This window comes from Methylopila jiangsuensis (assembly GCF_027922305.1).
In the GTDB taxonomy this organism is placed as follows: domain Bacteria; phylum Pseudomonadota; class Alphaproteobacteria; order Rhizobiales; family Methylopilaceae; genus Methylopila; species Methylopila jiangsuensis.
In genome coordinates this window covers 112,286-138,250 of the sequence record NZ_BSFK01000009.1, presented here as the reverse complement: position 1 = coordinate 138,250, position 25,965 = coordinate 112,286, and the positions used below count along the sequence as shown (strand labels likewise).

23 protein-coding genes are annotated in these 25,965 nt (G+C 72.7%); 8 read left to right on the top strand and 15 right to left on the bottom strand.

What is annotated here, in order from left to right:
• Positions 1-59: 59 nt before the first annotated feature.
• Complete coding sequence (gene pip / locus PKE85_RS09495) at positions 60-1,040, bottom strand: prolyl aminopeptidase (RefSeq protein WP_271204495.1); 981 nt, start codon at positions 1,038-1,040, stop codon at positions 60-62.
• Between the two features lie 234 nt (positions 1,041-1,274).
• Here pip and PKE85_RS09490 point away from each other — a divergent pair, with 234 nt between their 5' ends.
• The 3 genes from PKE85_RS09490 to PKE85_RS09480 all read left to right on the top strand — a co-directional run bounded on the left by PKE85_RS09490 (position 1,275) and on the right by PKE85_RS09480 (position 6,150).
• Positions 1,275-2,657 (top strand): flagellar hook protein FlgE, encoded by a 1,383-nt coding sequence (locus PKE85_RS09490; RefSeq protein WP_271204494.1) that lies wholly within the window; start codon positions 1,275-1,277, stop codon positions 2,655-2,657.
• A gap of 101 nt (positions 2,658-2,758) precedes the next feature.
• A complete protein-coding gene (gene flgK / locus PKE85_RS09485; RefSeq protein WP_271204493.1) occupies positions 2,759-4,579 on the top strand; it encodes a flagellar hook-associated protein FlgK in 1,821 nt (606 codons plus the stop codon).
• Positions 4,580-4,593: 14 nt separating this feature from the next.
• Positions 4,594-6,150, top strand: a complete 1,557-nt coding sequence (locus tag PKE85_RS09480) for a hypothetical protein (protein WP_271204492.1) — start codon at positions 4,594-4,596, stop codon at positions 6,148-6,150.
• A gap of 84 nt (positions 6,151-6,234) precedes the next feature.
• Here PKE85_RS09480 and PKE85_RS09475 read toward each other — a convergent pair whose 3' ends face one another.
• The 3 genes from PKE85_RS09475 to PKE85_RS09465 all read right to left on the bottom strand — a co-directional run bounded on the left by PKE85_RS09475 (position 6,235) and on the right by PKE85_RS09465 (position 8,463).
• The gene (locus PKE85_RS09475; RefSeq protein WP_271204491.1) at positions 6,235-7,158 is read right to left on the bottom strand and encodes a glycine--tRNA ligase subunit alpha; all 924 of its coding nucleotides are present in this window, start codon (positions 7,156-7,158) and stop codon (positions 6,235-6,237) included.
• Between the two features lie 100 nt (positions 7,159-7,258).
• A complete protein-coding gene (locus PKE85_RS09470) occupies positions 7,259-7,492 on the bottom strand; it encodes a hypothetical protein (RefSeq protein WP_271204490.1) in 234 nt (77 codons plus the stop codon).
• A gap of 104 nt (positions 7,493-7,596) precedes the next feature.
• On the bottom strand, positions 7,597-8,463 hold the full coding sequence (locus PKE85_RS09465) for a S49 family peptidase (RefSeq protein WP_271204489.1): 867 nt from the start codon (positions 8,461-8,463) through the stop codon (positions 7,597-7,599).
• Between the two features lie 201 nt (positions 8,464-8,664).
• On the opposite strand from PKE85_RS09465, the gene PKE85_RS09460 reads away from it, so the two are divergent.
• On the top strand, positions 8,665-9,000 hold the full coding sequence (locus tag PKE85_RS09460) for a hypothetical protein (RefSeq protein WP_271204488.1): 336 nt from the start codon (positions 8,665-8,667) through the stop codon (positions 8,998-9,000).
• Between the two features lie 20 nt (positions 9,001-9,020).
• On the opposite strand, the gene PKE85_RS09455 is transcribed toward PKE85_RS09460, so the two are convergent.
• Together PKE85_RS09455 and PKE85_RS09450 are read right to left on the bottom strand one after the other, a co-directional pair.
• A complete protein-coding gene (locus tag PKE85_RS09455) occupies positions 9,021-9,791 on the bottom strand; it encodes a tRNA1(Val) (adenine(37)-N6)-methyltransferase (RefSeq protein WP_271204487.1) in 771 nt (256 codons plus the stop codon).
• Positions 9,788-10,018, bottom strand: a complete 231-nt coding sequence (locus tag PKE85_RS09450; protein WP_271204486.1) for a putative signal transducing protein — start codon at positions 10,016-10,018, stop codon at positions 9,788-9,790. Before PKE85_RS09450 ends, PKE85_RS09455 begins: the two co-directional genes overlap by 4 nt.
• 376 nt (positions 10,019-10,394) lie before the next feature.
• On the opposite strand from PKE85_RS09450, the gene PKE85_RS09445 reads away from it, so the two are divergent.
• Positions 10,395-11,417, top strand: a complete 1,023-nt coding sequence (locus PKE85_RS09445) for a polyprenyl synthetase family protein (protein ID WP_271204485.1) — start codon at positions 10,395-10,397, stop codon at positions 11,415-11,417.
• A gap of 7 nt (positions 11,418-11,424) precedes the next feature.
• On the opposite strand, the gene PKE85_RS09440 is transcribed toward PKE85_RS09445, so the two are convergent.
• Genes PKE85_RS09440 through PKE85_RS09430 form a run of 3 tightly spaced genes read right to left on the bottom strand, consistent with a single transcriptional unit; the run spans position 11,425 to position 14,697 of the window.
• Positions 11,425-11,745, bottom strand: coding sequence for a YnfA family protein (locus PKE85_RS09440; RefSeq protein WP_271204484.1), 321 nt, complete (start codon positions 11,743-11,745; stop codon positions 11,425-11,427).
• 8 nt (positions 11,746-11,753) lie between these two features.
• Complete coding sequence (locus PKE85_RS09435) at positions 11,754-12,614, bottom strand: 4-(cytidine 5'-diphospho)-2-C-methyl-D-erythritol kinase (protein ID WP_271204483.1); 861 nt, start codon at positions 12,612-12,614, stop codon at positions 11,754-11,756.
• A 4-nt stretch (positions 12,615-12,618) separates the two neighbouring features.
• Positions 12,619-14,697, bottom strand: coding sequence for a tetratricopeptide repeat protein (locus PKE85_RS09430; RefSeq protein WP_271204482.1), 2,079 nt, complete (start codon positions 14,695-14,697; stop codon positions 12,619-12,621).
• Positions 14,698-14,932: 235 nt separating this feature from the next.
• On the opposite strand from PKE85_RS09430, the gene trhO reads away from it, so the two are divergent.
• On the top strand, positions 14,933-15,682 hold the full coding sequence (trhO, locus tag PKE85_RS09425) for an oxygen-dependent tRNA uridine(34) hydroxylase TrhO (protein ID WP_271204481.1): 750 nt from the start codon (positions 14,933-14,935) through the stop codon (positions 15,680-15,682).
• Complete coding sequence (locus tag PKE85_RS09420; protein ID WP_271204480.1) at positions 15,675-15,890, top strand: SlyX family protein; 216 nt, start codon at positions 15,675-15,677, stop codon at positions 15,888-15,890. The genes trhO and PKE85_RS09420 overlap by 8 nt, the downstream gene beginning before the upstream one ends.
• Before the next feature lie 7 nt (positions 15,891-15,897).
• On the opposite strand, the gene PKE85_RS09415 is transcribed toward PKE85_RS09420, so the two are convergent.
• The 6 genes from PKE85_RS09415 to mprF form a co-directional block, all read right to left on the bottom strand.
• Positions 15,898-16,839, bottom strand: coding sequence for a prephenate/arogenate dehydrogenase family protein (locus PKE85_RS09415; protein WP_271204479.1), 942 nt, complete (start codon positions 16,837-16,839; stop codon positions 15,898-15,900).
• Complete coding sequence (locus PKE85_RS09410; protein WP_271204478.1) at positions 16,832-17,950, bottom strand: pyridoxal phosphate-dependent aminotransferase; 1,119 nt, start codon at positions 17,948-17,950, stop codon at positions 16,832-16,834. Before PKE85_RS09410 ends, PKE85_RS09415 begins: the two co-directional genes overlap by 8 nt.
• 86 nt (positions 17,951-18,036) lie before the next feature.
• Entirely contained in the window at positions 18,037-18,807 is a 771-nt protein-coding gene (locus PKE85_RS09405) for a chorismate mutase (protein WP_271204477.1), read from the bottom strand.
• A 116-nt stretch (positions 18,808-18,923) separates the two neighbouring features.
• Positions 18,924-20,009 carry an alpha/beta hydrolase gene (locus tag PKE85_RS09400; RefSeq protein ID WP_271204476.1) on the bottom strand — a complete coding sequence of 362 codons (1,086 nt, stop codon included), beginning with the start codon at positions 20,007-20,009 and terminating at the stop codon, positions 18,924-18,926.
• Between the two features lie 158 nt (positions 20,010-20,167).
• Positions 20,168-21,547 carry an AcvB/VirJ family lysyl-phosphatidylglycerol hydrolase gene (locus PKE85_RS09395; RefSeq protein WP_271204475.1) on the bottom strand — a complete coding sequence of 460 codons (1,380 nt, stop codon included), beginning with the start codon at positions 21,545-21,547 and terminating at the stop codon, positions 20,168-20,170.
• Positions 21,544-24,276, bottom strand: a complete 2,733-nt coding sequence (gene mprF / locus PKE85_RS09390) for a bifunctional lysylphosphatidylglycerol flippase/synthetase MprF (protein ID WP_271204474.1) — start codon at positions 24,274-24,276, stop codon at positions 21,544-21,546. The genes PKE85_RS09395 and mprF overlap by 4 nt, the downstream gene beginning before the upstream one ends.
• 190 nt (positions 24,277-24,466) lie before the next feature.
• Between mprF and PKE85_RS09385 the strand changes: the two genes are divergently transcribed.
• Positions 24,467-25,960 (top strand): UbiA family prenyltransferase, encoded by a 1,494-nt coding sequence (locus tag PKE85_RS09385; RefSeq protein WP_271204473.1) that lies wholly within the window; start codon positions 24,467-24,469, stop codon positions 25,958-25,960.
• Positions 25,961-25,965 lie beyond the last annotated feature (5 nt).

Here is a 25,965-nt window from a genome sequence, read left to right as displayed (position 1 = left end):
CGGTTCGGGGTTGGGCCTTGAGGTAGGCGCGAAGCGCGACGCTTCAATTCACGTGGCCGTCAGCGGGTCTGGAGCGTGCGGGCGAAGCCGTCCGTGGCGCGCACCAGCCGGTCCAGGATTCCCGGCTCCGAAAAGGCGTGGCCGGCGTCGTCCACCATGTGGAACGCCGCCTGCGGCCAGGCGCGATGCAGGTCCCAGGCGGTCACGGCCGGCGTCGCCACGTCGTAGCGCCCCTGCACGATCACGCCGGGAATGGCGGCGAGGCGTCCGGCGTCGCGGATCAGCTGTCCCTCTTCCAGCCAGCCGCCGTGGACGAAGTAGTGGTTCTCGATTCGGGCGAAAGCGAGAGCGTAGTCGTCGCCGCCGTGCTGCCCGGCGATGGCGGGGTCGGGCCTCAGCGTGATGGTCTCGCCCTCCCACAGGCTCCAGGCCCTGGCGGCCTTGAGCCGCTCCGCCGGATCGGGGCCGGTGAGGCGGCGGCGATAGGCGGCCATCAGGTCGCCGCGCTCCGCCTCGGGGATCGGCGCGAGGAACTTCTCCCACTTGTCCGGGAACAGCAGCGAGGCGCCCGACTGGTAGTACCAGTCGAGTTCGAACTTGCGCAGCGTGAACACCCCCCGGAGCACCAGCGCCGACACCCGCTCGGGGTGCGTCTCGGCGTAGGCCAGCGCCAGCGTCGAGCCCCAGGAGCCGCCGAACACCAGCCATGCCTCCACGCCCGCGAGCCGCCGGAGCCGCTCGATGTCCGCCACCAGATCCCAGGTGGTGTTGGCCTCCAGCTCCGCATGGGGCGTGGAGCGGCCGCAGCCGCGCTGGTCGAACAGCAGCACGTCGTAGACGGACGGGTCGAACAGCCGGCGATGAGCCGGGCCGCAGCCGCCGCCGGGCCCGCCGTGGAGGAACACGGCCGGAAGCCCGCCCGGCGTCCCGCAGCGCTCCCAGTAGATCTTGTGGCCATCGCCCACGTCGAGCAGGCCGTGAGCGTAGGGCTCGATCGGCGGGTGGAGCCCGCGCCGCCCGTCCGTCGCCGTCTCCGCCATCGCGCTCTCCCGAACCGTCCCGCTTCGCCGCGCGGCACGTTGTCTGCGCCGGGGCCCGCCGTCAACGCCCGGCAGAATGTGCCGCCCGGCAGGCCCGGCGCTGGGAAAAGCCGGCGACGCAACGTCCAAACCCTTGATTTCGCTCGTGATCGAACTTGGCCCCGGGCTTGCTGGAGCAGGAGCGCAGCGCGTCGCGAGGGCGGCGGGGCGGACGGAGCGGGTCGGGAGACGACGATGGGCATTTTTGGGGCTTTGAACACCGCCGTGAGCGGGCTGAAGGCGCAGTCCTTCGCGCTCGAGAACATCTCGGGCAACATCGCCAACTCCAGCACCACCGCCTACAAGCGGACGGACACCTCGTTCCAGGACCTGGTGCTCGGCGGCGAGCGCCCGGTGAAGACCCAGACCGCCGGTTCGGTCATGGCCTATGCGCGCCAGACCAACGACGTGGGCGCCTCGCCCACCGCCTCGTCGTCGTCCACCTCGCTCGCCATCAACGGCTCGGGCTACCTGATCGTGCAGGACGCGACCGGCTCGGTGAACGGCTCGCCCACCTTCGGCGGCGGCGACCTCTACACCCGCCGCGGCGACTTCGATCTCGACAAGAACGGCTACATGGTCAACGGCCCGGGCTACTATCTCAAGGGCTACGCGCTCGACCCCGCCACCGGAAACCGCACCGGCTCCTCCACCGAGATGATCCAGATCGACGGCGCGCCGTTCCCGGCCGCGGCCACGGGGTCGATCACCTACAACGCCAACCTGCCGAGCGAGCCCAAGACCGCCAACTACGTCGCGGGCGACGAAAGCTCGTGGCTGCTCGACCCCACGCTCGGCTCCACCATCAGCGCGAACGAGAGCGACGCCTTCCTGAACAGCTCCGTCGCGGGCGACAGCGTGACGGTCTACGACGCCTCGGGCGCGTCCTATGACGTGCAGTTCCGCTGGGGCAAGCTGACCAACGCCGATGCGACCGCCGGCACGGGCGACGCCTGGGCGCTGTTCTACCAGTCGAACACGGCCGCCACCGGCGACGAGACCGCCTGGACCCAGGTGGACGCGGACGCGACCGGCGCCGGGACCCAGGCCTTCGCCTTCACCGATGGCCGGCTGACCACGCCCTCGAACGGCGCCGCCACCCTCTCCGGCCTCACCATCGACGGAACCTCCCTCGGCGACGTCGCGCTCTCCACCGGGACCGCGGGCCTGACCCAGTTCGCGGACGCCACCGGCCTCGTGGACACCTCGCGGGTGTCGCAGGACGGCGCTGCGGCCGGCGACTATCTCGGCGTCGAGATCACGGACGGCGGTCAGGTGGTCGCGAGCTACAGCAACGGCCGCACCCGCGCGCTCTACGACATCCCGGTCGCGACTTTCGCCGCCGAGAACCAGCTGCAGAAGCTCGACGGCGGCGCCTTCGCCGCGACCGTCGCATCCGGCGACCCCACCATCGGCGACGGCTCAGCCATCGTGGGCTCGGCGCTGGAGCAGTCGAACGTGGACATCGCCGACGAGTTCACCAAGCTCATCGTCACCCAGCAGGCCTATTCGGCCAACACCCGCGTGGTCACCACCTCCGACAGCATGCTGCAGGAAGCGCTGGCGATGATCCGCTGACGCCGCGAAAGCGCGGCGCCGCCGGTGTTTTAACCATCCGCGGCGCCGTTTCTTAACGGGGTTTAAGTCCAAGTGGTCGTCCGGTCATCAGGATTGGAAACATGAGCCTCACCACCGCCCTCGGCTCGGCGCTGTCCGGCCTCAAGGCCAACCAGGCGGGCCTTGACGTCGTCGCCGGCAACGTGGCCAACGCCTCGACGCCGGGCTACGTGCGCAAGTCCACCAGCGCCGTGGCGTCGGTGGCGGGCGGCGCGACCACCGGCGTGCGCACCACCGAGGTGAAGCGCGAGATCGACCTGCAGCTGCAGAAGCAGCTCAGGACCGAGACCGCGGGCTCGGCCTACGCCTCCACCCGGGCGACCTTCCTCGACCAGCTCCAGAGCCTGTTCGGCACGCCGGGCGGCGAAGGCGCGCTGGACGCGCTGGTGTCCGACCTCTCCACCTCGATCGACGCGCTCGCCGCCTCGCCCGACGATCCGAGCGCGCGCGCCGGCGTGCTGCAGCAGGCCGGGCTTCTGGCGCAGCAGCTCAACGCCGCCACCGAGGACGTGCAGGCCCTGCGGGGCTACGCCGAACAGGGGCTGAAGGACGGCGTCGACGCCGCCAACGAGGCGCTGTCCACGATCGAGGCCACCACCCGCGCCATCGTGCAGGCGCAGGGCCGGGGCGCCTCCACCGCGGATCTGGAAGACCAGCGCGACATGGCCGTCAACACCCTCGCGGGGCTGATGGACATCAAGGTGGAGAGCCTCGCCGGCGGCGACCTCCGCATCAAGACCCAGGGCGGGCTGACGCTCTACGACAACGGCGCCTCCACGCTCGCCTTCACCGGCGGCGGCGCGCCCATGACGGCGGGCGCGGCCTACGCCCCCGAGGCCTCGCGCTCCACGCTCGGGACCGTCACCCTCACCTCGCCCTCGGGCTATTCCTCCGACCTGCTGGCGAACGGCGGCCTGCGCTCCGGCGAGATGAAGGCCTATGCGGAGCTGCGCGACGAGACGCTGCCCGAGGCGCAGACCCAGCTCGACGAGCTCGCCTCCCAGCTCGCGCTCGCCTTCGGCTCCACCGCCACCGCCGGCGAAACCATCGACGGCGGCGTGGCGCTCGCCACGCAAGGGGCGCAGCCCGGCGACCGGATGACGCTCGCCTACGCCAGCGGCGGCGCCCAGCGCACGGCGACCATCGTCAACGTCACCGACCCGTCCCGGCTGCCGCTCTCCGGCGGGCTGATCGGCGTCGACTTCGCCTCGCCCACCGCCGCGGCCGACATCGAGGCCGCGCTGCAGGCGGCGGGCGCCGCGATCGACGTGGCCGCGACCGACGACGGCTTCGCCTTCACCTCCGGCGCGGCCGGCGTGACGGTGTCGGGCGGAAGCTCCCGCGTCACCGCCGCCGGCCTGAAGGACGGGACTGCGGCGCTGCCGCTGTTCGTGGACGGCGCCGGCGGCGACATCTATTCCGAGAGCCTCGACGGCGGCGCCCAGCGCGCCGGCTTCGCGGGCCGCATCGCGGTCAACCCCGACCTGATCGCCGATCCGTCGGCGCTGGTGGAGACCACGGCGGACGCCGCCGCCGGCGACCAGACCCGCGTCAACTTCCTGCGCGACGCCCTGTCCGGCGACCGGACCTTCTCCGGCGACGCCGGCCTGCGCGGCTCCTCCTCGCCCTTCACCGGCACGTTGTCGGAGTTCGCGCAGGGGATCATCGCCACGCAGGCCTCCGCCAGCGCCTCCGCCAGCCGCGTGGCCGACGGCCAGGCGCTGGTGGTGTCCTCGCTGGAGGATCGCTTCTCCTCCGCGTCGGGCGTCGACGTGGACGAGGAGATGACCAAGCTCATCCAGTACCAGACCGCCTACAGCGCCAACGCGCGCGTGATGACGACGGTCAACGACATGCTTCAGCAGCTGCTGAACATCCTCTGAGGACGGCGCGCGCCATGACCAGCATCGGCCCCTATTCCTCCGTCGGCGTCGGCCGCCCGAGCCTCGCCCGCACCCAAGCGGACCTGCGCACCCAGCTCGACGACCTGACCCAGCAGCTCAGCACGGGCAAGACGGCGACCACCTACGCCGGGCTCGGCGCCGGCGGCGCCGTCTCGCTGTCCATGCGCGCGCGTCTCGCCAGCGCCGAGAGCTATCAGGCCACCGGCGCCACCGTCGGCGTGCGGGTGAACCTGATGGCGACCACGCTCACCGGGCTCGAGAACCTCGGCGCCCAGTACAAGACCATCGACTCCAACAGCTTCGACCTGACCACGGCCGGGCTGACGGTGGACCAGTCCCAGGCGGCCGCCGACCTGCAGGAGGCCATCGCCCAGCTCAATGTGGAGGTGGGCGGACGCTACCTGTTCTCCGGCCGCTCCACCGACGTGAAGCCGGTGCTGACCGCGGACGCCATGCTGAACGACGACGGCGACAAGGCCGGGCTGAAGACCGTGATCGCCGAGCGCAGGCTCGCCGACCTCGGCGCCGACGGCCGCGGCCGGCTCGACGTCTCCGACGTTTCGGGCGGAACCTTCACCGTGGCGCAGGAGGCGTCCGGCCCGTTCGGCTTCAAGCTGGCCTCGGTGTCGTCCACCCTCACCGGCGGCGTGGCGCAGGGCCCGACCGGCGATCCCGCGACCGTCACGCTGGGCGCGGCCGGAACCCCGCAGGACGGCGAGACCGTCGCCCTCGGCCTGACCCTGCCGGACGGCACGAAGGAAAACCTGACCCTGACCGCCCGCGCCGTCGCATCCGACGAGGCGCTGCAGGCCGGCGAGTTCCGCATCGGCGCGACGCCGGACGAGACCGCCGCCAACATGCAGGCCGCCTTCGACGCTTCGCTGAAGACGCTGGGCTCCACCGCGCTCACCGCGGCGTCCGCGGTCGAGGCCGGCGAGGCCTTCTTCTCCACGGCGGCCGGCGCCGAGCCGGCGCGGGTCGCGGGATTCGACGGCGCCTACGCCTCGGACGCCGAGCGCGCGGCGGCGCTGCAGAACGCCTCGTCGCTGGACGCCGCCGGCACGGCGGACCTCACGGTGTCCTGGTATCAGGGCGAGGACGCCGGCGACGATCCGCGCAGGACCGCGACCGCGGCGGTGGACGACGGCGTGACCGTCGCCTACGGCGCGCGCGCCAACGAGGCCGGAACCACGGCGGTCATCCGCAATCTGGCGGTGTTCTCGGCCATGAGCTTCACGCCCTCGGACGGCGACGCCAAGGCGCGCTACGCGGCGCTCGCCTCCCGCACGGCCAACGCCATGGGCGCGGCGGAGACCACCTCGGCGATCAAGACCATCGCCGTCGACCTCGCCACGGCGAACACCTCGATCAAGGCCGCCGACGACCGCCACGACGCCACCAAGGCGCTGGCGGAGAGCGCCATCTCCGGCGTGGAGGACGTGTCGAAGGAAGAGGTGACGCTGAAGATCCTGTCGCTGCAGACCTCGCTGCAGGCGAGCTACCAGGTCACCGCCACGCTCCGGCAGCTCAGCCTGGTGAACTTCCTGTAAGCGGCCCTTACGCCGCTCACGCCACACTCCCGTCATGCCCGAGCGCGCCTCGGGCATGACGTCGAAGCAGCCTCGCGGCGGACCTTACGCCGCCTGCGCCCCGCCGGCCTCGGTCTTCAGCCAGGCGGCGCCGCAGGCCTTGGCGAGTTCGCGCACCCGCAGGATGTAGCTCTGGCGCTCGGTGACCGAGATCACGCCGCGGGCGTCGAGCAGGTTGAAGGCGTGGCTGGCCTTGATGGCCTGATCGTAGGCCGGCATGGCCATCAGGTGGCGCTCGCCCGCCTCGCCGGCCGCCAGCAGCGCGCGGCACTCGGCCTCGGCGTCCTCGAAATGGCGCTTCAGCAGGCCGACGTCGGCGTGCTCGAAGTTGAAGCGGGAGTACTCCTGCTCCGCCTGCCGGAACACGTCGCCATAGGTGATCTTCTCGTCGCCCTCGCGGCCGTTGAAGTTCAGGTCGAAGCCCCGGTCCACGCCCTGGATGTACATGGCGAGGCGCTCGAGGCCGTAGGTCAGCTCGCCCGAGACCGGGTTGCAGTCCACGCCCGCCACCTGCTGGAAATAGGTGAACTGCGACACCTCCATGCCGTCGCACCAGCACTCCCAGCCGAGGCCCCAGGCGCCCAGCGTCGGGCTCTCCCAGTCGTCCTCCACGAAGCGCACGTCGTGCAGCGCCGGGTCGAGCCCGATGGCCTTGAGGCTGTCGAGATAGAGCTCCTGCAGGTTGTCCGGGCTCGGCTTCAGGATGACCTGGAACTGGTAGTAGTGCTGGAACCGGTTGGGGTTCTCGCCGTAGCGCCCGTCCTTCGGCCGGCGGGAGGGCTGCACGTAAGCCGCCTTCCACGGCTTCGGCCCGAGCGAGCGCAGCGTGGTCGCCGGGTGGAACGTGCCAGCGCCCACCTCCATGTCGTAGGGCTGCAGCACCACGCAGCCCTGCTCCGCCCAGAAGCGCTGCAGCGTGAGGATGAGCCCCTGGAACGAGCGGGCGGGCGAAAGCGGATCGGCGGTCATGGGCTCAGGCGAGGTCCGGCGGCGCGGGGGATGAAGCGCGGCGGACGCTAGGCGACGCGGCCGGACGAGGCAAGCGCCGCGTCCTGACCGCGGGCCGCCGTCAGGACGGACGGGACGCGGAGTCGGCCAGGGACTGCGGATCCGATGCGCCCACCCGGTATTCGCCGGTGGCGGGGTCGCGCCGCAGCGTCGGGCGCAGGTCGCGCTCGTCGGCCTCGCGCAGGCGCTCGCTCTCGTCGAGCGCGCGGTTGACCCGGCGCCATTCGCGCCGCAGCGCCTTGGCGCCGTAGACCGCGCCGGCGGCGGCCGCGGCGATCACCAGAAAAGGCGGCATCGGGGGCTCAGGACTCCTTGGGGCCATGGGGCGGATGAGGAACGCCGCCGCAGGATCATGGCGCGCGCGGGGCGCGCGGCCAAGCGGAAACGGCCGCGATCCGCTCAGAGCCCGAGGCGGGACCACAGCGCGCGGGATTCGAGCGCCGCCAGCGCCTCGCCGGCCAGCTCCGCGCCCACGCCGTCGCCCCGGCCCGACAGGCGGCGCAGCAGCGGCTGGCGGGAGGCGATCAGCCGGATGTCCACCTTCTCGCCCCAGCGCTCCTTGAGCGTGGCGCGCAGATCGCCGATGCGGTCCACCAGGCCGAGGCCGAGCCCGGTGGAGGCGGTCCAGAACGCGCCGGAGAACAGCTCGCCGTCGGCGTCGTCCAGCGCCGCGCCCCGGCGCTCCTTCACCAGCGCGATGAAATGCTCGTGCACCTCGCGCTGGATGTCCTTCAGCCGCTCCACGTCCTCGGGCTTCTCCGGCGAGAACGGATCGAGGATCGCCTTGTTGGCGCCCGAGGCATGCAGCCGGCGGTCGACGCCGAGCCGCTCGATCGCCCGGTCGAAGCCGAAGCCCGCGGACACCACGCCGATGGAGCCGACGATGGAGGACGGGTCGGCGACGATCTCGTCGCCGGCGCAGGCGATCATGTAGCCGCCGGACGCCGCGGCGTCCTCCACGAACACGGTGACGCCAAGCTCCTTCTCCGCCGCCAGTTGGCGGATGCGGCGGTGGATCAGATGGGCCTGCACCGGCGAGCCGCCGGGCGAATTGACGATGATCGCCACCTCGCGGGCGCCGGGCGTTCCGAAGGCGCGCTCAAGCTGCGGCGCGCAGCCGGCGAGCGTCAGAGCGGGGCGCAAGGGGCCGCCGACGCCGATCGCGCCCTGCAGCCGGACCACCGGCACCACCGGACGGTCGCCGCGCAGGCGCTCGGGAAGGACGGGCGCAAGCGCGCGGCGGAGGGCGTGGAGCGGCGTGGACATGATCCGGAGATAGGACGCAGGCCCGCCCCGCACAACCGCCCGGCCTCAAGGCCATGAACGCGTGATGAATGCGGGTCTCAGACCGCGTTCAGCGCGTGGCGGCCACTCTCGATCCCATGAGGACGCCGGTCCCTGACGCCCGCACGGCGCGGGCGGGAGACGCGGAGTCCGGACGGGCGTCACGCCCTTTGGGAGGACATCATGGTTCGCAGGTTCGTTCTCGCCGCCGTTCTCGCCCTGGGCGCCGCCGCGGCGGCGCCCACCGCCGCCTCCGCCGGCGACGTGGTGATCGGCGTCGGCTTCGGCGGCCCGGCCTATTACGGCGGCGGCTACTACCAGCCGGTCTATCACCGCGGCTACCGGCACTATGGGCCGCGCCGCTATTACGGCCCCCGCCGCTACTACGCGCCGGCGCCCTACTACGGCTACCGCGCCGCGCGGCCGCGCTGCCGCTTGACCACCGTGCGCTCGTGGAACGGCTACCGCTACGTCACCCGCACCCGGGAGGTCTGCGGCCCGCGCCGCTACTACCGCTAACCGCCGAAGCCGGCCGGCCCTCACAACGGCAGCGTGGCCTGGCCGCGCTGCACGGCGTGCGCCTCCAGGGTCACGGCCCCGTCCGGGCCGTGCAGGACGAAGGGCGGCGACAGCGTCAGCGCGCCGCGCCGCCCTTTGCGGGCCGAGACCAGAAGGCGGATGGCGGGGCCGTCGGCGCGGGCCTGCACCGGCTTCAGTCTCAGGTCGCCGAAGCGGCCCCCGAACGCCGCCACAAGCTCGCCGATCGCCTCCGGCCGGTGGATCATCACCGCATGGCCGCCGGGCCTGAGCAGCCGCGCCGCGGCGCGGACCCAGATTTCCGCCAGCCCCTCTCCGGCCGCATGCGCCCGCGCCCTGTCCGCCTGGGGCGAGGCGCGGAAGCGTCCGACCGCGTCGAAGGGCGGGTTCGCGACCACCAGATCGAACGCGTCCCGCATCTCCTCCCCGAGGCCCGGACGGCCCACGTCGGCCACGTCCGCGGTCAGCACGGCCGCGGCCACGCCGTTGCGCCGGGCGTTGTCGCGGGCGAGCTCCGCGGTCGCGGGGTCGATCTCCACCAGCGTGGCGCTCTCCGCGCCGCTGAGCGCCAGCGACAGCCCCACCGCGCCGACGCCGGCGCCGAACTCGGCGATCCGGTCGCCGTCCTTCAGCAGCCCCCGGGCGGCGGCGGTGAGCAGGGCCGCGTCGGTGCCGACCCGGTGGCCCCGGCGCGGCTGCAGCAGGCGAAGACGGCCGCCGAAAAAGCCGTCCTCGGTCAGGCCGTCGGCCGGCGCGGAGCCGATCCCGGTCACGGCCGCTCGGGGCGCAGTTCGTGCCCCACGCCCCGCTCCGCCAGCACGCGCCGGGCGCGGGCCTCGTCCTCGTCCTGCACCATGACCCGCGCCGCCAGGATGCCGAGCGAGCCCTCCAGCACGCTCATGGCGCCGTCGAGCACCAGATGCTCGACGCCCTCCTCGCTGAGCACGGCGCGGACGAAGGACAGCAGCACGCGGTCGTTGCTTCGGACGAGTTCCTGCATTTCGGCTCCTGTCTCGGCGTCGCCTCAGGCGTTTGAGCATGGGGCGGCTGTGGCCCTCCGGCAACGCCGGGCGCATGGCGTGCGCGGCTTTACCAATAGGGCCGGAACCGCCCCGAAGGCGCCCCACTTTCGCCGACGCCGGCGGGCACGACAGAACCGTTCCCGATCACACCGATCTGACGGGCCTGTCCGATGCGTACCGAACTCGTGTGCCTCTTCGCCGCCCTGTTCCTGCTGGCCTTCGCTTCGCAGCAACTCATGGCCGCGAAAGCCGCGCTCGGCGTCGGATGACCGCGACGCCGCTTTCGCGCTTGCCCCTCCGTGCCGCGATGGCTAGGGTCCGCCCACGTTTTTGACCGTCGAGGAGCGGCAGGGTTTGGGTGTGGCAGCGCCGTTGGACGAGCGCAAGGCGGCGGTCTCCGCTTCCGGCATCGATCCGTTGATCGAGCTCGTCGCGCCGGGCATGGAGCGCGTCAACGCCGTCATCCTGTCCCGGGTCGGCTCCGACGTGGCGATGGTTCCGGAGATCGCGACCCATCTGATCGCCTCCGGCGGCAAGCGGCTGCGGCCCATGCTGACGCTCGCGACCGCGGCGCTGTGCGGCTATTCCGGCGAGGGCGACGTGAAGCTCGCCGCTTCCGTCGAGTTCATGCACACCGCCACCCTGCTGCACGACGACGTGGTCGACGGCTCGGAGATGCGCCGCGGCAAGCTCGCCGCCCGCATGCTGTGGGGCAACGGCGCCAGCGTGCTGGTGGGCGACTTCCTGCTGGGCCAGGCCTTCAAGATGATGGTCGAGGTCGGCTCGCTGGAGGCGCTGCGCATCCTCGCCGACGCCGCCGCGGTGATCGCCGAGGGCGAGGTGATGCAGCTCGCCGTCGCCAAGAACATGGCCACCTCCGAGGACGACTACCTCGCCGTGGTGCGCGGCAAGACCGCCGCCCTGTTCGCCGCCGCCTGCGAGGTCGGGCCGGTGATCGCGGCGCGTCCGGCGGCCGAGCAGGCGGCGGCGCGCGACTACGGCATGAATCTCGGCGTCGCCTTCCAGCTGGTGGACGACGCGCTGGACTATGGCGGGCTCGAAGCCGATCTCGGCAAGAAGGTCGGCGACGACTTCCGCGAGGGCAAGATCACGCTGCCGGTGGTGATCGCCTATCGCGAGGGCGCCGAGGACGAGCGCGCCTTCTGGCGCCGCGCGCTGGAGGACGGCCGGATCGACGACGGCGATCTGGAGCAGGCCATCCGGCTGCTGCGCCGCCACGGCGCGATCGAGGCCACGCTGGAGCAGGCCCGCCGCTATGGCGCCGCGGCGCGCGGCGCGCTCGCGCCGTTCCCAAACCGCCCGGTGGTCCACGCCCTGACCGAGGTGGTCGATTTCGTGACCGCCCGCGCCCACTGAGGCGGGATCACCCCCGCGGGCCGAACAGCACCACCGCGGCCCCCAGCAGAACGATGGTCGATCCGGTCAGGTCCCAGCGGTCGGGGCGCACGCCCTCCACCGCCCAAAGCCAGCCGATCGACGCCGCCACATAGATGCCGCCATAGACCGCGTAAGCGCGGCCGGCGGCGTCGACCTCGGCGAGCGTCAGCAGCCAGGCGAAGGCGACCAGCGACACGAGCCCCGCGCCCAGCCACAGCGGCGAGGCCTGCAGCCGGAACACCGCCCAGAAGGCGAAGCAGCCGGCGATCTCGAACAGGGCCGCGGCGACGAAGACCAGGGCGTTCATGGGCGTCCTCAGCGCAGCAGGGTTGAGCGCACCCACCAGCCGGGGGCCGCCGCGGACAGGGCGCGCGCGGCGCGGCGCGCGGCCTGCGGGGTCTCGAACAGGCCGAAGACGGTGGCGCCGGAGCCCGACATGCGCACGCCCCGGCATCCGGTCTGGGACGCGACCAGCATCAGCCCGGCGCCGATCTCGGGCGCGATCCGCACCGCCGCCGCCTCCAGATCGTTGCGGCCGCGCGCGATCTCCTCGGTCGGGTCCGCGAAGGCGGCCGGGGCGGGCGCGGCCATGCGCCCCCCGGCGGCGAGGCCGAGCGCCCGGAACACGTCGGCGGTCGCCACCGGCCGCATCGGATTGAGCAGCACCGCAGGCTGCGGCGGCAGCGTCACGGGCGAAAGCCGCTCGCCCCGCCCCGCCATGCGGGCGGCGCGGGAGGCCAGGCACACCGGCACGTCGGAGCCCGCCTCCGTCGCCGCCTCCATCAGCCGGGGATCGTCGGCCGCGAGGCCGTTCGCCCGCGCCAGCAGCCGGAGCGCGGCGGCGGCGTCCGCCGAGCCGCCGCCGAGGCCCGCCGCCACCGGCACGCGCTTGGTGAGCGCGAACCGGCCGGTCCTGAGCCCCTCCACCCGGGCGGCCAGCGCGCGGGCGGCCTTCAGCACCAGATTGCCGTCCTCGGGGCCCGCGGCCTGCGCGAACGGGCCGGAGACGGCGAGCGCCGGCGACGGCCCCGGCTCCAGCGTCAGCAGGTCCGCGGCGCAGCCGGCGAAGGCCACCAGACTGTCCAGCTCGTGATAGCCGTCGTCGCGCCGCCCGAGAACGTGCAGCGTGAGATTGACCTTGGCCGGCGCGCGCTCGCGCAGCAGGTGCGGCGCCACGCGATCAGCCGCCGTTGGGCTTCTTCTCCGCCTCGCCGTCGGCCGCGTTGGTGGCCGGCGCGTCGGGAAGGCCGTTCTTCAGCTTGGCCTCGATCTTCTTCAGGTCGTCCGGCTCCGGCTTCAGGTCGCGGGCGTGGCTCCACTGGAACCCGGCCTCGAGCCTGCGCCCCACCTTCCAGTAGGCGTCGCCCAGATGGTCGTTCATCACCGGATCCTGCGGGCGCAGCTCCACGGCGCGCTCCAGCTCGCGCACGGCGTCGTCGTATTTGCCGAGCTTGAAATGCGCCCACCCGAGGCTGTCCACGATGTAGCCGTCGTCGGGCCGCAGCTCGACCGCGCGCCGGATCATCGTCATGCCCTCGTCCAGATTGATCCCCTGATCGATCCAGGAGTAGCCGAGATAGTTCAGCACCAGCGGCTGGTCGGGATAGAGCGCCAGCGCCTGCTTCAGGTCCGCCTCGGATTTCGGCCACTGCTTCGAACGCTCGTAGGCGATGCCCCGCACGTAGAACAGCGACCAGTCGGCGCGGGTCGGCTTCGCGGGCTCCGCCGCCGCCTCGGCGGGCTTCGGTTCTGCGGGCGCGGGTTCGGCCGCCTTCGGCTCGGCGGGAGCCGGCGCCGCGACCGGAAGCTGGATGGTCTGGCCGAGAGAGAGCGCGTTGTTCCGCGCGAGCTTGCGGCCATTGGCCTGCTCGGCCTCCGGGGTGCGGTTCAGCGCCGCCAGTTCGGCCCAGCGGTCGCCGTCGCCCAGCCGGTCGCGGGCGAGCGTCCAGAAGGTGTCGCCCTTCTGGACCACGTAAGGCGCGGACTTCGGCGCCGCGGCGGCCGGAACCACGGCGGCCGGCGCCGGCGCCGGCTCCGGCTGACGCTTGCCGATCAGCGCGATGGCGCGGGTGTAGGTCTCGGCGGCCTCCACGAACTGCTCGCGTCCGCGCTCGATGTTGCCGAGCGCCACGATCGCCTCCTGATCGTCGGGCGAGGCCTCGATCAGCTTGGTGAGTTCGGCCTTGGCCTCGTCGGTGCGGTCGAGGCGGTCGAGGTCGATCGCCCGCTGGATCTCGGCGTTCCGCTTCAGCGGCGAGGCGGCCGGCACCCGCTCATAGACCGTCACCGCCTGGGCGTGCTGGTTGAGCTGGTCGTAGAGATCGGCCAGCGTCACCAGCGCCATAGGGTGATCGGGCGCCACGAACAGCGCGAGCTGCAGATAGACGATCGACAGATCCTCGCCGCCCTGCCGCCCCAGCGCGCCGCCGATGCCGTACAGCGTCTCCGCCACGCCGTACGCCACGCTTGCGATCGGGCGCTCCGGCTCGCGGCCGCCCTCGATCGCCTCGCGCGCGGCGCGGGCCAGCGGGTGGCGCGGAGCCGACTTCTCCAGATCCGCCAGCGCCTTCAGCGCGTTGTCGCGGTCGCCGATGCGGGTGAAGTAGCTGGCGGCCGCCTGCGACACGCGCAAGGCGGCGCCGTCGCTGGCGATCGCCGCCTGATAGCGCTTCGAGGCCTCGGCGCGACGGCCGGCGAGGTCGGCGATCAGCGCGCCGTGATAGTCGCGGAACGTGCCGAAGAAATCCGCGCCCTGCAGCCGGTCTATGGTCTCCAGCGCCCGCGCCGGCTGGTCGGCCCCGAGCCAGGACCAGGCGGTGAGCAGCGAAATGGTCAGATCGGCCAGCGGACCGCGGGCGCTGCGCGCCAGATGCCCGCGCGCCCGGGCGTAGGAGCCTGCCTTCAGCGCCTTGGTGGCGAGCGCCAGCTGGGCCATGCGGTTGGAGCTGTCCGCCGCGACCACCCGCTCGGCGAGGCGCATCGCCTCGCGCTGGTCGCCCTCGGCCACCGACAGAAGGAAGGCCCGCTCCAGCAGCTCGGGATTGCGCGGGTCGGCGCGCAGCGCGGCGCGGAAGAAGGTGGCGGCGGCCTCGGCGTCGCGCTGCGCCCCCGCCACACGGCCCGCAAGATAGTTGCCGGCGAGCGAGGTGCGCGCCGCGACCGCGTCGAGCTCCATGTCCGGCCGCGCCGACGCCTGCGGCGCCCAGAGCGCGGCCGCCGCGACCAGAACTGCGGCGCAGCGACGATCCAGTGCCTTCACGAGCCTTAACCTCCGAGAATCGGCGCGACGCAGCCCTCGAGGCCGCCGACGCGCGACCCGCACCATGAACCGGACCAGCCCCCCTCACAAGCCCGGGGCGCGCCGCGGCGGCGCGAGGCCCGCGCCAACCCCCTCGGAACCCAGCGGCTTTGAATCGCTCGAAACCACAGGCCGGGCGGGCGTCCGGCGCTTCGCCGCGCTTGGCGCCCCCCGCCCGAGGGTTTAACTCCCGCGCATGAGTCACGCCGTGGTCGCCCTGTACAAGTTCGCGGACCTGCCCGACGCCGAGGCGCTGCGGCCGAGGCTGCTCGCCTTATGCGAACGGCTCGGCCTCTGCGGCACGCTGCTGGTGGCGCCCGAGGGCGTCAACGGCACGCTGGCCGGCCCGGACGACGCCATCGACGCGCTGCTCGCCGAACTGGCCGGCGACGACCTGCTCGGGGACCGCTTCGCAGGCGCGGAGGTCAAGCGCTCCACCGCCGCGGAACGGCCGTTCGGCCGCCTGAAGGTGAAGCTGAAGCGCGAGATCGTGACGCTGGGCGACCCCGAAGCCGCGCCGGCGCGGGCCACGGGCGCGCGGGTGTCGCCCGAGGACTGGAACGCGCTGATCGCCCGCGACGACGTGGTGCTGGTGGACGTGCGCAACCGGTTCGAGGTCGCCATGGGAAGCTTTCCCGGCGCCATCGACCCGGAGACCGCGCGCTTCAGCGACTTCCCCCGTTTCGTCGCCGAACGGCTGTCGGAGGCGAAGCATCGCACCGTCGCCATGTTCTGCACCGGCGGCATCCGCTGCGAGAAGGCCGGCGCGCATCTGCTCGCTCAAGGCTTCGCTGACGTGCGCCAGCTCGACGGCGGCGTGCTGAAGTATCTGGAGACGGTCGCGCCGGACGAGAGCCTGTGGCGCGGCGACTGCTTCGTGTTCGACAAGCGCCTCGCCCTCGGCCCTGGGCTCGAGGAACGGCCGCGGGAGGATGTGGATGTCTGACGCCGAGGGCGACCTGATCCGCCGGATCGAGACGCTGGAGACCCGCCTCGCCTATCAGGACGAGGCGGTGGAGACGCTGAACGAGACCATCACCGCGCAGTGGAAGGTGATCGACCGGCTCCAGCGCGAGGTGGCGATGCTGTCGGAGCGGCTCGACGAGGCGGCCTCGGGCGCGCAGCCGGTGGACCGCCCGCCGCCGCATTATTGACCCCTGCCTACTGGGGCGCGTCGGTCTTCGCCGGCGGGCGGCGGCCGAAGTCGGGGGCCGCGGTGTCCTGACCCTGCTCCACGATGGAGCGGCGGATGGCGCGGGTGCGGGTGAACAGGTTGAACAGCGCGTCGCCCTCGCCCCAGCGGATGGCCCGCTGCAGCGCCTGCAGGTCCTCGGTGAAGCGGCCGAGGATCTCCAGCACCGCGTCCCTGTTGTTGAGGAAGATGTCCCGCCACATGGTCGGGTCGGACGCCGCGATGCGGGTGAAGTCGCGGAAGCCGGAAGCCGAATACTTGATGACCTCCTGCTGGGTCACCTCCTCCAGATCGGCGGCGGTGCCGACGATGTTGTAGGCGATCAGGTGCGGCACATGGCTCACGATCGCGAACACCAGATCGTGGTGCTCCACGCTCATGGCGTCCACATTGGCGCCCATGGCGGTCCAGAACGCCTTCAGCCGCTCCACCTCGGCGTCGTCGGCGCGGGACAGCGGGGTGAGGATGGTCCAGCGGCCCTGGAACAGCTCGGCGAAGCCGGCGTCCGGGCCGGAATCCTCGGTGCCGGCGATGGGATGGGCCGGGATGAAGACGGCGTGCGCCGGAACGTGGGGCGCCATGTCCCGCACCACCGCGCCCTTCACCGAACCCACGTCCGACAGCACGGCCCCCACCTTCAGCCGGGGCCCGATCTCCGCCGCGACCGCGCCCGAGACGCCGACCGGGGTGCAGACGATGACGAGGTCGGCGCCCTCCGCCGCCTCCGCAGCGGAATCCGCCACCACGTCGGCGAGCCCGAGCTCGGCCACCCGCGCCCGCACGAAGGCGCTCTGGTCGTAGGCGACCAGCGTTCCCGCCCCCCCTGCGCGGCGCGCGGCGCGCGCGATGGACGAACCGATCAGCCCGAGGCCGATGATGGCGACCCGGCCGTAGAGCGGCGCGTCAGCCATCGCTGCGCTCCATGAAGGCCTTCAGCGCCTCAAGCGTCGCCGCGTTGGCCTCGTCGGAGCCCACCGTCATGCGCAGCGCGTTCGGCAGGCCGTAGGCGCCGACGGCGCGCAGGATGATCCCGCGGGCGGTGAGGAAGGCGTCCGCCTCGGCCGCGGTGCGTCCGGGCGTCGCGGGGAAATGGATCAGCACGAAGTTGGCGACGCTGGGCGTGACCTCGAGCCCGAGCGCGCGGACGGCGGACGCGATCTCCGGCAGCCAGCGGGCGTTGTGCTCCACGGCCCTGTCGATGTGGCCGCGGTCGGCCACCGCCGCGGCGCCGGCGGCGATGGCCGGGCCCGACAGGTTGAACGGCCCGCGCACCCGGTTCAGCACGTCCACCACCGCTTCCGGCCCGTAGAGCCAGCCGATGCGCAGGCTCGCGAGCCCGAAGACCTTCGAGAAGGTGCGGGTCATCACCACGTTCCCGGCGCCGGAGACCAGCTCGATCCCGGCGGCGTAGTCGTTGGCGCGCACATATTCGGCGTAGGCCGCGTCCAGCACCAGCAGCGCGTTTCCGGGCAGGCCGGCGTGCAGCCGCTTCACCTCGTCGAACGGCAGATAGGTGCCGGTGGGGTTGTTGGGGTTGGCGAGATAAACGATGCGCGTCTTCGGCGTGACGCGGGCGAGCAGCGCGTCCACGTCGGTGGTGAGGTTCGTCTCGGGCGCCGCCACCGGAACCCCGCCGGCCGCCAGGATGGCGATGCGGTAGACGAGGAAGCCGTGCTCGCAGAACAGGCCCTCGTCGCCCGGCTCCAGATAGGCGTAAGCCAGCAGCGACAGCAGCTCGTCCGAGCCCGCGCCGCAGACGATGCGGGCGGGGTCGAGCCCGTGGGCGCGGGCGATGGCCTCGCGCAGGACCGTGGCCGAGCCGTCCGGGTAGACCTCCAGATGGCCGGCGGCGGCGCGATAGGCCTCGATCGCGCTGGGGCTGGGGCCGAGCGGCGTCTCGTTGGACGACAGCTTGTGCAGCTTCACGCCCGCGGGCGCCTTGCTCTTGCCGGGGACGTAGGCCTCGATCTCGAGCGCGCCGGCGCGGGGCGTGGGGCGAAGGGCGGAAGACGCGGACGTCATGACGGATACGTTCCGGGCGTTGGGCGCGCGGGACAGGGCCTTAAGGGCCGGGCGCGCCGGAGATCATGAAACGAAGCGACGCGGGATCAGCCCGCCGGACAGGCGTAGCCGCCGACCGGACGGGCGTAGGGCGTCGGCGGCTCGACGCCGGGCGCGGCCACCAGCCGGGCGACCGCCTTGCCGCCGCGACGCACGGCGGACAGCGTCTCCGCCTCCGCGGGCAGCGCTGCGTCCGGGCCGTCCTCGTCGCCGATGGCCCACACCGTCGCCTCGCAGGAGGCCGCGCCGCCGGCGGGGCGCGCGATCACCAGCGCGGGCGTCGGCGCGGGGTGGCCCTCCGCCGGAAGGAACGGCAGCCGCGCCATGATGCGCGGACCGTCCGCGCCGAGACCGTCCCACCAGGCGCTCGCGGCGTCCGCGTCGATGCGCGCCAGCCCCAGGTCGCCGGAGGAGCGCGCCACCGCCTCCACCACGCGCGCGGGCGTGGTGTGGCCCACGAGCGGCACGTCGAAGCCCACATGGAAGCGGGCGAGATCATGCATGGCGAGGGCGTCGGAGCCCTGCTCCACATGCAGCGCGAACGGCGCCTGCACATGGGTGAAGGTGGCGATGATGGTGCGCCAGAGATGCTCGGCGGTGGCGAGCGGCAGCCGGCCCTCGTGGCGGGCGGCGAGCCGGCGCATCATGTCGGCCTCGCGCGCGGGCCGGAAGGCGGAGCCGGTCTCCGAGGTGCGCTTGATGGCGACCAGCCGGTCGATCACCGCGCCGCGCTCCATCAGCAGACGGTGCATCGCCTCGTCGATCCGGTCGATCTCGTGGCGGATCTCGGTCAGCGGATCGGTGGCGGCGTCGTTCATCGGGCTCGTCTTGGCAAGGATCGAGGGCTTGGGCGCACTGTCATAGACGAGCCGGGGCGCCAAAACAAACGGCGGCCACGCCGGGCCGCCGTTTCATGAAGGCGGACCTTCGCCCGTCAGAGCGCGTGGCCGATGCGGGCGAAATGCTCGTCGGGAACGAAGGCGCACATGAGGTCCCGCGCCACGGCGTCCTCGGCGATGCGCGCGTTGCGCACCCGTTCGCCGAGGCCGAAGAAGCCGTGGGTGACGCCCTCGAAGTCCATGGCGTTCACCGCGACGCCGCTTTGGCGCAGCTTCTCCGCCAGCGCCAGGCCTTCCGAGCGCAGCGGGTCGATCTCCGCGGTGACGACGGTGGCGGGCGGCAGACCGGCCAGATCCGCCGCGCCGATCAGGTCGATGCGGGGGTCGCGCCGGGCCGCGTCGTCCGGCAGGGCATGGGCGAGCATCCAGCCCATGGCGGCCCGGTCCAGCGGACGGGCCTCGGCGTTGATGACGTAGGACGCGGTCTCCATGTCCGCGCCTGCGAGCGGCGTCACCAGCGCCTGGCGCAGCGGCGGCGGCAGGCCGAGGTCGCGGGCGGCGACGCAGACGTGGAGCGCCAGATTGGCTCCCGCGCCCTCACCCATCACCGCGATCCGGTCCGGATCGCCGCCGAGCCGGTCCGCCTCGTCCAGCAGCCAGCGGTAGGCCGCCGCCGCGTCGTCATGGGCGGCGGGGAAGGGGCGCGCCGGCGCGCGGGCGTAATCCACCGAAACCACCAGGCCGCCGGTCTTGGCCGCCATGGCGCGGGCGCCGGCGTCGCCGTCGTCGAGGCCCGACAGCACGAAGCCGCCGCCGTGGAAGTACAGCGTCACCGGCAGCGCGCCGCCGGCGTCCCGCGGGCGGTAGAGCCGCGCGGGCCGGCGCCCGGAGGCGGCGGGATAGGTCACGTCATGGGCGGCGACGCCGTCCGCCACGGCCGGGACGCCGAGCCTCGCCGCGAGCGATCGGAGCGCGTCGGCGAGCGTCGGCTGGCGGCGGGCCTCCGCCGGGGTGAGGTCTTCGACCGGCTCGGGGGCGAGGCGTCGGAGTTCTTCGATCACCTCGGCCATGTCCCGGTCGGCGCGGGCGAGCGGATCGCGCGGCGCGGCGCCGAGGAAGCGGTTCACCCGCTGGCCGAGGGAGGGAGGGCTTACGTCGTCGATGCTGTCCGAATAGGGCATGGCGCGTCTCCTCGCTTGGATGTCGAGGCGGCGCCGCCGTTCTGTCGCGGTGTCCGTGGTCGCGCCGCCCATACGATACGTAGTGTACCGTAGTTCTTCGGTCGCGATAGAGGGCGCCGTCATTGCGGCGCAGCAGAAAAAGGCGCCGCGCCGCAAGATCAGTTGGGCCGGTTCTTCAGCCTCTCGGCGAAAGCCGCGTCGAGTTTCGCCGCCAGCGCCGCATAGTTCTCGTCGAAGTGATGGCCGCCGGGCTCCTCCAGCCGGGCGGAAGGCGGGAAGACATCGGTGGCGCAGGCCACGTCGTTGTCCTTCTCCTCCAGCTCCTCCTTGCCGTAGACGCAGAGCACCCGCTCCATGGGCAGGCCGGCGGCGGGCTTCAGCACGTCATGCTCGCCCGAGCCGACCCCAAGCCAGCCGGAGACGCTGAGCTCGAAATCCGCGGTCTTGGACAGGCCGAGCAGCGCGATCAGCCGCACGTCGTCGCGCACCTGCTTGGACAGCCGCCCCCAGGCGAAGGGCAGCACGTCGGCCCCGAACGAGTAGCCGGCGAGCAGGACGTTCTTCGCCTTCCACTGGGGCGCGTAGCGGCCGATGACGGCCTCGAGGTCCTCGCCCATCTCCCGCGGCGACTTCTCGTTCCAGAAGTAGCGCAGGGTGTCGACGCCCACGACGCCGAAGCCGCGCTGCTGCAGGTCCTCGGCCAGCGTCTTGTCCAGATCGCGCCAGCCGCCGTCGCCGGCGTAGACCACCGCGAGTCCCCTGGGGTTGGGGCCGGTGGGCGGGTAGAGCACCAGCGGCAGGGCGTCCACGGCGTCCGGGTCGCCGCCGCCCACGTCCATGGCGGCGTCCCGCGCCGCGGCCGCCATGTCGGCGTCCGCCGGCTGCTCCACCACGTCGCCGCTCGGCAGGGGCTCCACGAAATCCTTCACCGCCTGGGGCGCCGGGCCTTTGGTGAGCACGCGCCACTCGCCCTTGAGGCCGCCGGGCGTGTCGGCCCCGAGCACCAGGTCGGCGCCGTCGCGGGTCTCGGTCGCCGGACCGTCGCAGAGCGGCTTCGGCAGGGGCACGCGCCCCGTGAAGCCTACGGACACCGCGCCGGAAAACATGTTGGCCGGCGCCTGAGCCAGCGCCGCATAGGCGAAGTCCGCGCCCTTGCCGACGCCGAGCAGCACCGGGAAGCGGTAGGTCTTCAGCCCCAGCTCCTTGCCGGCGAGGCGCGACCAGTCCTCGATGTCGCCGGGCAGGAACAGGCACTCCTCGGTCTCCCTGGCGAGGCCCTGCAGATAGCGCGGCAGGTCCACGCCCAGCACCATGGCGCCCTGGGCCGCGAGCGCGTCCGCCTCGGCCGCTCGGGCCGGCGTCCAGCCGTCGAGGTCGGAGATCAGCGCCACGATGGCCTTGGGCTCGCCGGCCGGCGCCGCCACGGGAACCTGATCCAGCGTCTCGTTGCGGGAGACCACGCGACGCAGGTCGTCGGCGGAGGCGGGGGCTGCGGCGCCCAGAAGCGCGAGCGCGAGAACGGCGGCGCGAAGGCTCATGCGGCGGTCTCCGTCGCGGGCCTGGACTGGCGCGCCGCCTCGACCCGCTTGGGCGCGCCGCCGATCAGCGCGGTCACGTCCAGCAGGATCTGCGGCAGCACCCAGCCGCCGGGGCAGGCGAGATAGCGCGGCTCCCAGACGGGATCGAACTTCTCCTTGTAGGTGCGCAGGCCCTCGAAATTGTAGAAGTTGTCGCCGTAGCGGAACAGGAAGGCGCCGACCCGGTTCCAGGTGGGGCCGAGCGGATGGTCCACCAGACCCGACAGCGGCGCCATGCCGAGGTTGAACCAGCGGTAGCCGTCCGCCTTGGCGCGGATCATCAGGCGCACGAACAGAGCGTCCATCACGCCCTTGGGCGCTTCGGGGGCGTAGCGCATCAGGTCGACGGTGGCCTCGTCCTTGTTCGCGCCGTACCACATGTTGGCGAAGGCCACGACGCGGCCGCCGTGGCGCACCACGGCCATGTCGAAATGGCGCAGATAGGGTTCGGACCAGAAGCCGAGCGAGAACCCCTTCTCGCCCGCCTTCTTGGAGGCGAGCCAGGCGTCGGACACCCGCTTCAGCTCCGGCAGCAGCGCCGCCGCCTGATCGCGGGGCACGATCTCGACCTCGATGCCCTCCTTGGTCGCCTTGCGGTCCACATAGCGCCATTCGTAGCCGGCCTTGCCCTCCAGCGTGAAGCGGGCGAGGTCCACGCGCGCCTCCTCGCCGAGCTTCAGCAGCGACAGGCCGAGGTCGAGATAGGTGGGGAGCTTGGCCGCGCTCGCCTGATAGAACACCGGCCAGCCGCCGTGCTGGTCGGCCATCTCCCGGAACGCCCACAGCAGCTCCGAGGTGCGGTCGGCGCGGCCGACGGGATCGCCCATGGCGACCCAGCTCCGGCCCTGCACCTGGTACATGATGAAGGCGTCGCCGGCGTCGCAGAACAGGAAGCGCTTGTCGCCGAGGAAGGCCAGATTGGCGTCGGCGCGGGGCGAGGCGGCGACGATGGCGGCGAAGCGGTCCGAGGTTTCCGGCACCTGCGCCTTCGGCCGAGACGGCCGCTGCAGCAGCGCGTGCAGGCCGATGGCGAGCGCCGCCACGCCCGCGGCGAGGCTCGCCCGCAGGAAGCGGGGCGCGTCGCCGCGATAGGCGAAGTCCCACCACAGGTCGTTGGAGTAGCCCACGTTGCGGTAGGCGAAGAAGCCGAGCCAGATCGAGCCGCCCAGCACGATCGCAACCGCCGCGAGCCAGGCCGGCGCCAGATCCTGGTCCCACACCGAGGCGCGGCGGTAGAAGGCGCGGCGGTTGACGGTGAGCAGCGCCAGCACGACGCCCAGCACCACCGCCTCCTCCACGTCGCCGCCCTTGATCAGCGAGAAGGCGAGGCCGGCCGCGAGCAGAAGCTGCGCCAGCCGGTAGGCGCTGTCGAGCCGGCGAAACAGGCCGCGCGCCACCACCAGCAGCACCACGCCGACCACGCTCGCCAGCAGGTGGGACGCCTCCACGAAAGGCAGCGGCACGAAGGAGCGCAGGATGTGCAGCCGGTCGGTCTCCGCCGGCAGCGCGCCGGACACCAGCAGCACGATGCCGCCGAGGAACACCGCCGAGCCGAGCACGATCGGGGCCACCGGGCGCATCACCGCCGCCAGCATCACGCCGGCGCGGTGGAAGTAGCCCTTCCGGCGCGCGAGCTCGGAGGCGCCGAGCAGGCCGAGCGCCAGCGTGAAGGGGATCAGATAATAGATCACCCGCCACAGCAGCAGGCTCGCCAGCACCGCGTCGGTGGGCAGGTTCGGCAGCGCCAGCAGCACGGTGGCCTCGATCACGCCGGCGCCCCCGGGCGCGTGGCTCAGCATGCCGAGCGTCATCGCCACCACGAACAGGGCGGCGAAGGTGGGGAAGGCGATGATGGCGCTCGGGGGCAGCAGCACCCACAGCGCGAAGGAGGCGCCGAGCAGGTCCACGAGGCCGATGACGATCTGCGCGCCGGTGGACTTCACCCCCGGCAGCGCCAGCCGGTAGCCCTCCACCGTGACGGCGCGCTCCTTGCGCGAAATCCACAGGAGATAGGCCGCGAGCGCCGCGAGGATCGCGAGGCCGAGCGCCATGTTGACCGAGACCGGCAGGCCGTCGAGCCGGGACACGTCCGGCGCCTCGGTCACGAGCCCGAGCGCCAGCGTGAAGAAGATGCCGAGCCACAGCGTGAGCGCCGAGATCGCGGTGATCGCCGCCACTTCCGCCGCGCCGAGGCCGGCGCCGGCGTAGATGCGGTAGCGCACCGCGCCCGCGACAAGAAGCTGGAACCCGATGGTGTAGCTCAGCGCGTAGCCGGTGAAGGAGGCGAGCGCGGCGATGGGATAGCCCACGTCCCTGCGCTTGATGTGGCGGATGCCGAACCAGTCGTAGCCGGTCAGCGCCACATAGCTCGCGGCGGTGGCGGCGAGCGCGATCCCGAGCGTGCTCCAGGGCGTGGAGGCGATGGCGAGCTTGACGTCGTCGAGCTTCACCTCCTCCACCAGCTTGTGGAGCACCACCAGCACGACCACGAACAGGCCGAGCGAGGCCAGCGCGCCTATGGTGCGCCAGGGCGCCCGCGCGGCGAAGGCCCTCAGCCGCGGGAAGCTCTGGGCCGGCGGCTCATTGGTCGCGAGCCCGAGGGCGGCCGGCGCGCCGCCGCCATCGCCGCCTTCGGGCGGCGGGGGCGTCTGAGCTGCGGGCTCGAGGTCCGTCTCGGTGGGTCGGGACATGTCAGCCAATGCCTTCGCGAACGAAATCCAACTGGTGCGCCGGGCGCGCGCAGACATGGCACGGAAAATCACGGCGGACATAGGGCGTATTTTAACCGGCGCGCGATTACGACCGTGGACGAACGTCGCGTGCGCCGCTTTCGCGCCACGCGCACGGCCCCGCGGGGCCGCACGGCGGACGGGAGACACCATGGCGACCGCACCCATCAGTCTCGTGACAGGAGCCTCCCGCCCCATGCCCGAGAAGCCGCTCTCCCCCCTCGCCGTGGACGTGGACGGCACCCTGCTGCGCGGCGACCTGCTCGCCGAACAGGCGCTCGCCTTCCTGCGGGGCAACCCGTTCCGCATCGTGCTGCTGCTGGTCTGGCTCCTGGGCGGGCGCGCGGCGCTGAAGCGCAGGCTGGCCGAGCGGGTGGAGCTCGACGCCGAGGCGCTGCCCATCAACGAGGATCTGGTCGGCTTCATCGAGGCGGAGCGCGCCAAAGGCCGCGAGGTCCACATCGCCACCGCCTCGGACGCCATGGCCGCGGCCGCGCTCGTCCGCCGCTTCAGCTTCGTGGACGGGCTGATCGCGAGCGACGGCGTCTCCAACCTCAAGGGCGAGACCAAGGCCGCGGCGCTGACGGCGCGCTTCCCCGGCGGCTTCGCCTATGCGGGCGACTCCTCCGCCGATCTGCCCGTGTGGCGGGCGGCCACCGAGAGCGTGGTGGTGGGCGCCTCCGCGTCCACCCTGAAGGCGGCGGAGGCGATCCGCACGCCGCTCGCCGTCATCCCCCGGCCCAAGGCGGGCCTGAAGACCGTGCTGAAGGCGGCCCGCGTCCACCAGTGGGCCAAGAACGCGCTGGTGTTCGTGCCCATGATCCTCGGCGGCGAGGCGCTCCACCCCCACACCTGGGGCGTGGTGGCGCTGGGCTTCCTGCTGCTCGGGATCCTCGCCTCCTCCACCTACGTGCTCAACGACCTCTGGGACCTGAACGACGACCGCCGCCACTGGTCGAAGCGCGAGCGCGCCTTCGCCAGCGGCCGGCTGCCCATCGCCGCCGGCCTGATCGCCGCGCCGCTCGGGATCGCCGTGGCGCTGATCGGCGGCGCGCTGATCTCCTGGGGCGTGTTCGCGGCGCTCGCCGCCTATCTGGTGGTGACGCTCGCCTACTCGTTCCGCCTGAAGCGCGTGGCTGTGCTCGACGTGTTCACCCTCGCCGCGCTGTTCACGCTGCGGCTCGTCATCGGCGTGGCGCTGGCGGGTGTCGTGGGCTCGCCCTGGCTGCTGGTGTTCTCGATGTTCATCTTCTCGTCGCTGTCCTTCGCCAAGCGCCACACCGAGATGGCGCGGGTGGCGCAATCCGGCGCCACCAAGGCGGGCGGACGCGGCTACGTCGCCGCCGACGTGCCGTTCCTGATCTGCATGGGCACCGCCACCGGCATGTCCGCGGTGCTGGTCATGGTGCTCTACATCTTCAACGAGGCGTTCCCGGCCGACATGTACCGGACGCCGCAGGCGCTGTGGGTCTTCCCCTGCGTGCTGTTCCTGTGGCTCGGCCGGGTGTGGGTGCTGTCGGGCCGCGACGAGCTTCACGACGATCCCGTAGCCTTCGCGGTGCGGGACCGGGCCTCGATCGCTCTGGGCGGGATCATGGCGCTCGCCTTCGTGGCGGCGGTCGCGCCGGTCGGCCGGTTCTGGTGAGGCCG

Bases quoted from the DNA above. Each gene is read 5' to 3' on its own strand.
- flgK (WP_271204493.1), top strand. From the start codon at position 2,759: ATGAGCCTCACCACCGCCCTCGGCTCGGCGCTGTCCGGCCTCAAGGCC.
- trhO (WP_271204481.1), top strand. From the start codon at position 14,933: ATGAGTCACGCCGTGGTCGCCCTGTACAAGTTCGCGGACCTGCCCGAC.
- PKE85_RS09415 (WP_271204479.1), bottom strand. From the start codon at position 16,839: ATGGCTGACGCGCCGCTCTACGGCCGGGTCGCCATCATCGGCCTCGGG.
- pip (WP_271204495.1), bottom strand. From the start codon at position 1,040: ATGGCGGAGACGGCGACGGACGGGCGGCGCGGGCTCCACCCGCCGATC.
- PKE85_RS09475 (WP_271204491.1), bottom strand. From the start codon at position 7,158: ATGACCGCCGATCCGCTTTCGCCCGCCCGCTCGTTCCAGGGGCTCATC.
- PKE85_RS09465 (WP_271204489.1), bottom strand. From the start codon at position 8,463: ATGTCCACGCCGCTCCACGCCCTCCGCCGCGCGCTTGCGCCCGTCCTT.
- mprF (WP_271204474.1), bottom strand. From the start codon at position 24,276: ATGTCCCGACCCACCGAGACGGACCTCGAGCCCGCAGCTCAGACGCCC.
- PKE85_RS09450 (WP_271204486.1), bottom strand. From the start codon at position 10,018: ATGCAGGAACTCGTCCGAAGCAACGACCGCGTGCTGCTGTCCTTCGTC.
- PKE85_RS09385 (WP_271204473.1), top strand. From the start codon at position 24,467: ATGGCGACCGCACCCATCAGTCTCGTGACAGGAGCCTCCCGCCCCATG.
- PKE85_RS09470 (WP_271204490.1), bottom strand. From the start codon at position 7,492: ATGCCGCCTTTTCTGGTGATCGCCGCGGCCGCCGCCGGCGCGGTCTAC.
- PKE85_RS09410 (WP_271204478.1), bottom strand. From the start codon at position 17,950: ATGACGTCCGCGTCTTCCGCCCTTCGCCCCACGCCCCGCGCCGGCGCG.
- PKE85_RS09460 (WP_271204488.1), top strand. From the start codon at position 8,665: ATGGTTCGCAGGTTCGTTCTCGCCGCCGTTCTCGCCCTGGGCGCCGCC.
- PKE85_RS09490 (WP_271204494.1), top strand. From the start codon at position 1,275: ATGGGCATTTTTGGGGCTTTGAACACCGCCGTGAGCGGGCTGAAGGCG.
- PKE85_RS09400 (WP_271204476.1), bottom strand. From the start codon at position 20,009: ATGCCCTATTCGGACAGCATCGACGACGTAAGCCCTCCCTCCCTCGGC.
- PKE85_RS09440 (WP_271204484.1), bottom strand. From the start codon at position 11,745: ATGAACGCCCTGGTCTTCGTCGCCGCGGCCCTGTTCGAGATCGCCGGC.
- PKE85_RS09395 (WP_271204475.1), bottom strand. From the start codon at position 21,547: ATGAGCCTTCGCGCCGCCGTTCTCGCGCTCGCGCTTCTGGGCGCCGCA.
- PKE85_RS09405 (WP_271204477.1), bottom strand. From the start codon at position 18,807: ATGAACGACGCCGCCACCGATCCGCTGACCGAGATCCGCCACGAGATC.
- PKE85_RS09480 (WP_271204492.1), top strand. From the start codon at position 4,594: ATGACCAGCATCGGCCCCTATTCCTCCGTCGGCGTCGGCCGCCCGAGC.
- PKE85_RS09420 (WP_271204480.1), top strand. From the start codon at position 15,675: ATGTCTGACGCCGAGGGCGACCTGATCCGCCGGATCGAGACGCTGGAG.